Origin of the sequence: Syntrophomonas wolfei subsp. methylbutyratica (genome assembly GCF_001570625.1) — a bacterium.
Taxonomy (GTDB): domain Bacteria; phylum Bacillota; class Syntrophomonadia; order Syntrophomonadales; family Syntrophomonadaceae; genus Syntrophomonas; species Syntrophomonas methylbutyratica.
In genome coordinates this window covers 1-6,743 of sequence record NZ_BBQT01000037.1, presented here as the reverse complement: position 1 = coordinate 6,743, position 6,743 = coordinate 1, and the positions used below count along the sequence as shown (strand labels likewise).

Below are 6,743 nucleotides of genomic sequence, written 5' to 3'. Positions count from 1 at the left end.
GTCACTGCAAAAAGTTATAAATATGCATTAGCTTGCATAAATATACCGCTCGCAGTCTTCGCATGGGCAACACCTGCGGCTTGTCTCGTGGCTCAAGGGGTGCCGCGCTAATCTCCCATCCTGGTCACAACCTTAATAGTGACACCCGCAGGGTGGAACACCAGGAGTACCCGCAGGGTGATAGCGCTCTCGCGACGTCCTGTCGCTCGCCCCCTTTCGCCTGCTCGCCTTCGCCGGGTGTTGCATCCATGCTTCGCCAACGCTCGCTTTGTATATTTATGCAACCCTCATGCAACAAAAGGGGTTTTTGCAGTAGAGTCAGTAATAAAATTAAAAGATTTAAGGGAGAGGGAGCAGAGTTGAAGCATGAACTTCAGAACGGCATGAAAACAGGGATGTAAAGTTATTTCAAAAAACTTTTTCGCAAAGTAGGGCTGGACCAAAATAAAGAAACCTTCTATGATAGTCTTGAAAAGGTAGGTGAGGCTACCATGGACAAGACGATCACAAGGTTTATTCTGGCAGAAATTTTACATCTGGAGAAATAGACCTCATACTGTGGACGAGGGAAAAATCTCCACAACTATCAAGGGAAGAATTAGCAACAACCGTTTGTGAGTTTCTAGAATGGACTACACCTGCGGGGAGAGCAAAAACACATCAATGTAGGGCATTTTTAGAATTGTTAGAAGAATCAGGACTCATTGAACTCCCCCCTTCAAATGTTGCAAAACAACGCAGCCCTTCGAAACTAAAAATGGCCGAAATTCAGATTGGCCCTCCGATTAGCTGTAATTTAAAGGAGAAATAGAGCCGGTTCATTTAGAAATTGCTAGAGCGGGTAAGGACATGAAGTGTTGGCGACAATATGTTAACGAGTATCACATGCTTGGTGATAAAGAAGTCTTTGGCTCTCTTTATCCTATTTCATTAAATCCGGAGAGACGATTCCGGGTTGTCTTCAGTTTTTGGCACTCCGTTTTCTAAAGCAATATATCTCTTTAACCATTTATGCTTGACGGAGCACTTGCCCATTCATGGATTAAATCCCATTCATCACTTTATTGTCATTTACTATCTTTTTTACGATTTTTTTCTGCAGACCCATCGCATCAATTGTAACAATGCAACCCTCGATAAATTAACTGATCCAGCAATTCCGGGATAGCTGTTTTTTAAAAAAAATCATGCGTCAGCACTGTCTGCGGAAAGGCTGACATATCTTTGCAGTAATGCTTAATACTTGCCTTTTTGTTTTTTTCCCATTTTATTGGTTTAAAAACCATATATATAACCCAAAAATAAAAAGATCGATCCGACCTGAACGCCGGAATTTCGGACTTTTGTTATATAATAAAATATTGGCATAGTTTTTGCTTTCTCAATTAACAAGAAGAGTTTTTCTCAATTACCTGAGTGCTTACATTAATAATGAGGGGGTTAAAGCTATGGAATTAAAAACTATATTGTATGAAAAAGATGCGGGTGTTGGAATTATTACTCTAAATCGACCGAAGGCATTAAATGCTTTAAATGATGAACTAATAAACGAGTTAACTATTTTAATGGATGATATTGGCTCTGACAACGAAGTGCAAGCTGTCATAATAACTGGAGGAGAGAGGGCATTTGCGGCAGGAGGAGATATAGCTTTTATGGCCAATGCAGATTCTTTGCAGGCCGAAAAATTTGTTGAGGCAATTAGAGTGGCATTCGATAAGATTGACCGTCTCGACAAACCTGTCATAGCAGCAATAAGCGGGTTGGCTTTGGGTGGGGGTAGCGAACTGGCTTTAGCATGTGATATACGTATTGCTGCTGAGGGCTCATCAATTGGACAACCTGAAATAAATCTGGGAATCATTCCAGGCGCTGGTGGAACCCAACGGCTAACCCGTACGGTAGGACCGGGTTGGGCAAAATATATGGTCATGACCGGGTTGCCAATTAGTGCTGATACTGCTTTAAAAATTGGTTTTATTACCAAAGTCGTTCCAAAAGAACAGCTCATGGATGAAGCTAAAAAAATCGCAAATATAATGGCGGTTAAATCGCCATTAGCTATGAAAGCTGCTAAAAGGTGTGTTAATTATGGTTTGAGCGTAGATTTATCTTCGGCTTTGAGTTATGAAATAAAGACTTGGGCAGCACTTTTTTCAACCGAGGATCAGAAAGAAGGCATGAAGGCCTTCTTAGAAAAAAGGAACCCGGTCTATAAAAGCCGATAGTTTCAAGTACCTCTTCTAATCTAATTCTTTTTTATTGTGGTAATGGAGTTGCCAAAGAAGCTGTACCTCTTTAGGCACCCTCATTACAAAACTTTTTGGCTTAGGTTATAAAAAACTGAATTGCTTTGAATGGAGATCTCAATCAGAATGGCAAAATAAAACTAACCTTGATTATTTCAAGAATTAGTATAATCCCCCTTTACTTGTAGTAATGGGGTTGCCAAAGAAGGTGCACCTAACTTTAGGCACCCCCATTACAAAACTTTTCGGCTTAGGCCCTTAATCCTAAAGATCTTTGCAAACTGGAAAGAAAATTAAGCAACAGAAACTTCTATTCCAGCCTGACTGGGGATGATAAAATTTAAGTCCTGTAGTGATGACGGCTTTCCCGAGTTTCGTAAGATAGTATTTGTGGGTATGCGCAACTTTTTTGATCAGGCCGTGAAGCAAAAGGCGCTTCAAGATCCTGGAGATGGAAGCCGGGCTCAAGTCGGGGATAAATTTGCGGATCATCTTGTTTTGAAAACCCTGGATGTTAAACTCTCCCCGGGCCAGGACTTCAAAAAGCTTACGGTCGGCATGGCTGAAGGAATTGAAGCCTTTGTAGCTTCTCTCATCCTTCATGACGGGATCGGAGATTTTGGCAAGCTTCTTAATACCGTCGCTGGGATCGTCAAAGGTAGAGATAAACTCCAGGTAGCGCCGGTATTGAGACCGCACCCATCTGGTGCTTAATTCTCGTACTGCGAATGCGTGTGTTGAAGTTGTTGCCCATTTCGCCCTGGTAGTTCCAGTGGAGCTTCTGCCCCAGGAATGAGGCGATGTCCTCCGGTTTCACGGAGTGGACGGCGGTGCGCACCAATGTTTCATAGAGCAGCCCGAGATCGGCCTGTTTCTTGAAAACAATATCAGTGGCGTATTCCGCCTGCATGATGCTCCATCTATAGATTAAAACCCGTACCTTTGCAGAAACGGGACGTATCGTGAGGCCAGAATATCTAGCACCTGGTGCAGGTCTTCCACCCGGATGCTGTCCGATAAACTTTGAGCCTGTTCCCAGTTATCGATCTTCAAGAAGGCATTCTCTCTCAACTCGTAATTGACACCTTGCCGGGACAGTTTTGCAGCGGCGATTGCCTCCGCATGGGAGCGGATCTCCTTTCTCAAGGCATTGGCAAACTGTGGGTAGTCGAAAATCTTGATTTTGTTTTCGTGTATATTAGCCCCTATTAGCAACAGAATGTTATGTTTTGCGCCGTGCTAAAGGGGTTTTGGGGCAAGCTCCTAGTATAATGGTGGGTTTTGAACACCATATGAATTGTCTTAAGATGATTACTGGAATAGAATATAATCATAAAAGATAAGAAAATATCAGATGATTCATCTATTATTTTAAAACCATAACCCATAACCAACTCAACTAAAGGCTGGCACCAATACTTCAATATAGAATATTGCATTTAGCTTCCAGTGTTGTGGTTGATAAAAAATGTATCAGTGGGACTTGGTGATACGGATGGAGGGGGGGTGGTTTTGATTCCAGATTTATTAGTAAGCGATTTGTTGGATACCAGCGCTATGACGGCAATAATTGTATGTAATAACGGAACAGTCGTATTTATCAATAAAACTTATCTAGACGTTCTAGGGAAAAAAAAAGAAGAGGTCGTAGGTAAAAATGTTGGCGATATTACTCCAGAATCTCGTACTCTTACCGTGCTTAGAACCGGTAAAGCTATCGTAGGCTATAACTGGTCAGTAAACGGCTACAATATGATTGCATGCGCATTACCCATAATAAAAGACGGCAAAGTAGTGGCTTGCTTTGCTTACAGTCTGTTTATGGATATTTGGGATGCCAAAGATCTCGTAAATAATCTCATGTCCGAGCTGAATATGTATAGGGATGAAGTTCGCAACCTGTATTCCGCCCGTCATGGCTTTTCTGAAATTATTGGTCAAGCCAGAAACATTCAAGATATGAAATTCATGGCTCAAAAGGCAGCACTTCATCCCTCCATCACCGTATTAGTTACCGGCGAGAGCGGAACCGGGAAAGAGCTATTCGCCCATGCGATTCATAAAGCTAGCAGCCGTTCGAGAATGCCTTTCATAAGGGTCAATTGCGCGGCCATACCGGAGAACCTGTTGGAAGCCGAACTTTTCGGTTATGAAGAAGGTGCGTTTACCGGCTCGAGAAAAGGGGGAAATCCCGGAAAGTTCGAACTGGCCAACGGGGGAACTATTTTTCTTGATGAGATTGGTGAGATGTCTACTTCCATGCAAAGCAAGCTGCTGGTATTTTTACAAGAAAAGGAATTTGAGCGATTAGGCAGCAATCACCCAATTAGAGTAAATGTTAGGATCATCGCTGCTACAAATCGGAATTTGGAAGAAATGATTACTCAGCAGAAATTCAGAGAGGATCTTTATTACAGATTGAACGTACTTACTCTGGACATTCCTCCGTTAAGAAACCGTATAGAAGATATTCCCCTGCTGGTTAATTATCTTATAACGAAATTAAATATTGATTTAAAAACAAACGTTGTAAGCATGTCGGATGAAGCACTAGATTTGCTCAGTAAATATAATTGGCCAGGAAATATTAGAGAGTTGGTTAATGCGTTACAAAGAGCCATGCTACTCGCCGATATGGGCAATTATAATATAATTAACGCCAAGCACCTTTATTTCTTGAAGATTAACTTGGATAATGTAAACCTAAGCCTTTCTTCTACCAAAACTCTAAAAATGCAGTTAAGATGCTATGAAAAGCAAATTCTTTCGAAAGTTCTTGAAGAAACGAATTACAATAAAAGAAAGACCGCTAGTATTTTAGATGTTGATTTATCCTCGCTTTATAAGAAAATAAAACAATATGGACTTCAACCCGATGATGCTTAAGCGATAGGGAAAGAAGGGTCAGATATTAACAAAAAAACTTGGTTGATTCTACTGCAAAAAACCTCTTGTTGCATAAGGGTTGCATAAATATACAAAGCGAACGTTGGCGAAGCATGGATGCAACACCCGGCGAAGGCGAGCAGGCGACAGGGGGCGAGCGACAGGACGTCGCGAGAGCGCTATCACCCTGCGGGTACTCCTGGTGTTCCACCCTGCGGGTGTCACTATTAAGGTTGAGTGATCAGGATGGGAGATTAGCGCGGCACCCCTTGAGCCACGAGACAAGCCGCAGGTGTTGCCCATGCGAAGACTGCGAGCGGCATATTTATACAAGCTAATGCATATTTATAACTTTTGCAGTGACATCTTAGTTTAATCCTGAAGAACCTGTTTCGACAGGTTTTTTATTTTTAGGTAAAATTTCGAGTACCGACCATTGACTTTATATTATTTTCATTAAGTTTTTTTTCGAAATTAGTTGATAAAAAGCCATTGTGATTGATTTAACCAATGAGATAACGGTATCTGTGCCAAAAACCCAAGAAATTGGTTATCTTTGTTTTATTGGGTCTTTGGCATGTTTATTGCGAGACAATCAATTAGTCTAAGTTTGGTGAATTTCAAAGCTGATTAATCTTACTACTGCGAAGATTTAGCCTTTATCAGGGACTTGGCAGTCTGACTTCTTCCAGTTTCTTTAATAAAGGAGTGAATTCTATGGAATTGAAGATTGCTCTAAACTATTTAAAAGACTATGACAGGAAATTTACATTTGCAGATGAAGCGGTTAAATGCATAAAAGAAGGAAGTATTGTCCGTTATGCTTTCGGAGTATGTCATACCAATGAACTTGATTTCGCTCTAGCTAGGCGTAGGGATAAGTTAAATAACGTTTATATTCTTTATGATCCGGATGCATACCAATATGCTGCCATGATATCAAATTCGAAAAAAAACATTTCAACTTTATACCATATAAATGGAAGATGCGGGAACAAGAAAATATTCCATCTATCAATAGTATATTGAATACCAGAATCGACAACATACAAGCAAAAACTGATTGTTACTGCCACCCCATAATGTCCAGCGATAGACGGTGTTAAATGTCCAAAAGCTGACGGACGTAGTGACCGAGAAAATTAGCCCCGTAGGGGGCAGGGAGAACTAACTCAATTCCCCCTGAACAACAAACTTCACCATGTGGTCATCAATAATATTTCGATTATTTTGTGCTCCGTATATCAGACAATGGGTACAAACCTTGTTGACCATTCTGGCAGCTCCACTCGAAAACTTAAATATCTCATCTATAGCATTATCTGAAAAAATATCATGGTCGGCACCGGAATAAGCCAAGTGTGTTTTAATATATTCCCCTACTTCTGCCCGGTCCAGGTAGGGCAACTTGCATTGCAAATCAATGCGCTGCCTGATTGCTGCGTAGGATTGGAGTTTAAGCCGTTCCCAGAGTTCGTTTTGTCCATATCCCAGCAATTATTTTATCCACCATAATTCTTCTGAAGTGTTGTAACTCCGAGGAATCTGCTTTAGACTCCTCGGATAATTTCTGATGACAAAACTATCTGTATAGGAATGGCATCGCGT

General features: G+C 41.2%; 6 protein-coding genes. 4 read left to right on the top strand and 2 right to left on the bottom strand.

Going from position 1 to position 6,743, the window contains the following annotated elements:
- Window positions 1–1,448 precede the first annotated feature (1,448 nt).
- Together AWB54_RS14765 and AWB54_RS14760 are read left to right on the top strand one after the other, a co-directional pair.
- Window positions 1,449–2,228: an enoyl-CoA hydratase/isomerase family protein gene (locus tag AWB54_RS14765; RefSeq protein ID WP_061215364.1), complete on the top strand. Its 780-nt coding sequence runs from the start codon at window positions 1,449–1,451 to the stop codon at window positions 2,226–2,228.
- 351 nt (window positions 2,229–2,579) lie between these two features.
- On the top strand, window positions 2,580–2,963 hold the full coding sequence (locus AWB54_RS14760) for a hypothetical protein (protein WP_061215363.1): 384 nt from the start codon (window positions 2,580–2,582) through the stop codon (window positions 2,961–2,963).
- A gap of 213 nt (window positions 2,964–3,176) precedes the next feature.
- Here the strand turns inward: AWB54_RS14760 and AWB54_RS14755 are convergent, their stop codons facing one another.
- Window positions 3,177–3,464 carry a hypothetical protein gene (locus tag AWB54_RS14755; RefSeq protein ID WP_061215362.1) on the bottom strand — a complete coding sequence of 96 codons (288 nt, stop codon included), beginning with the start codon at window positions 3,462–3,464 and terminating at the stop codon, window positions 3,177–3,179.
- A gap of 291 nt (window positions 3,465–3,755) precedes the next feature.
- On the opposite strand from AWB54_RS14755, the gene AWB54_RS14750 reads away from it, so the two are divergent.
- Entirely contained in the window at window positions 3,756–5,135 is a 1,380-nt protein-coding gene (locus tag AWB54_RS14750) for a sigma-54 interaction domain-containing protein (RefSeq protein ID WP_394326500.1), read from the top strand.
- Between the two features lie 717 nt (window positions 5,136–5,852).
- Window positions 5,853–6,164: a hypothetical protein gene (locus AWB54_RS14745; RefSeq protein WP_061215361.1), complete on the top strand. Its 312-nt coding sequence runs from the start codon at window positions 5,853–5,855 to the stop codon at window positions 6,162–6,164.
- Between the two features lie 138 nt (window positions 6,165–6,302).
- Here AWB54_RS14745 and AWB54_RS14740 read toward each other — a convergent pair whose 3' ends face one another.
- Window positions 6,303–6,632, bottom strand: a complete 330-nt coding sequence (locus tag AWB54_RS14740) for a general secretion pathway protein (RefSeq protein WP_235811206.1) — start codon at window positions 6,630–6,632, stop codon at window positions 6,303–6,305.
- Between the last annotated feature and the right edge of the window lie 111 nt (window positions 6,633–6,743).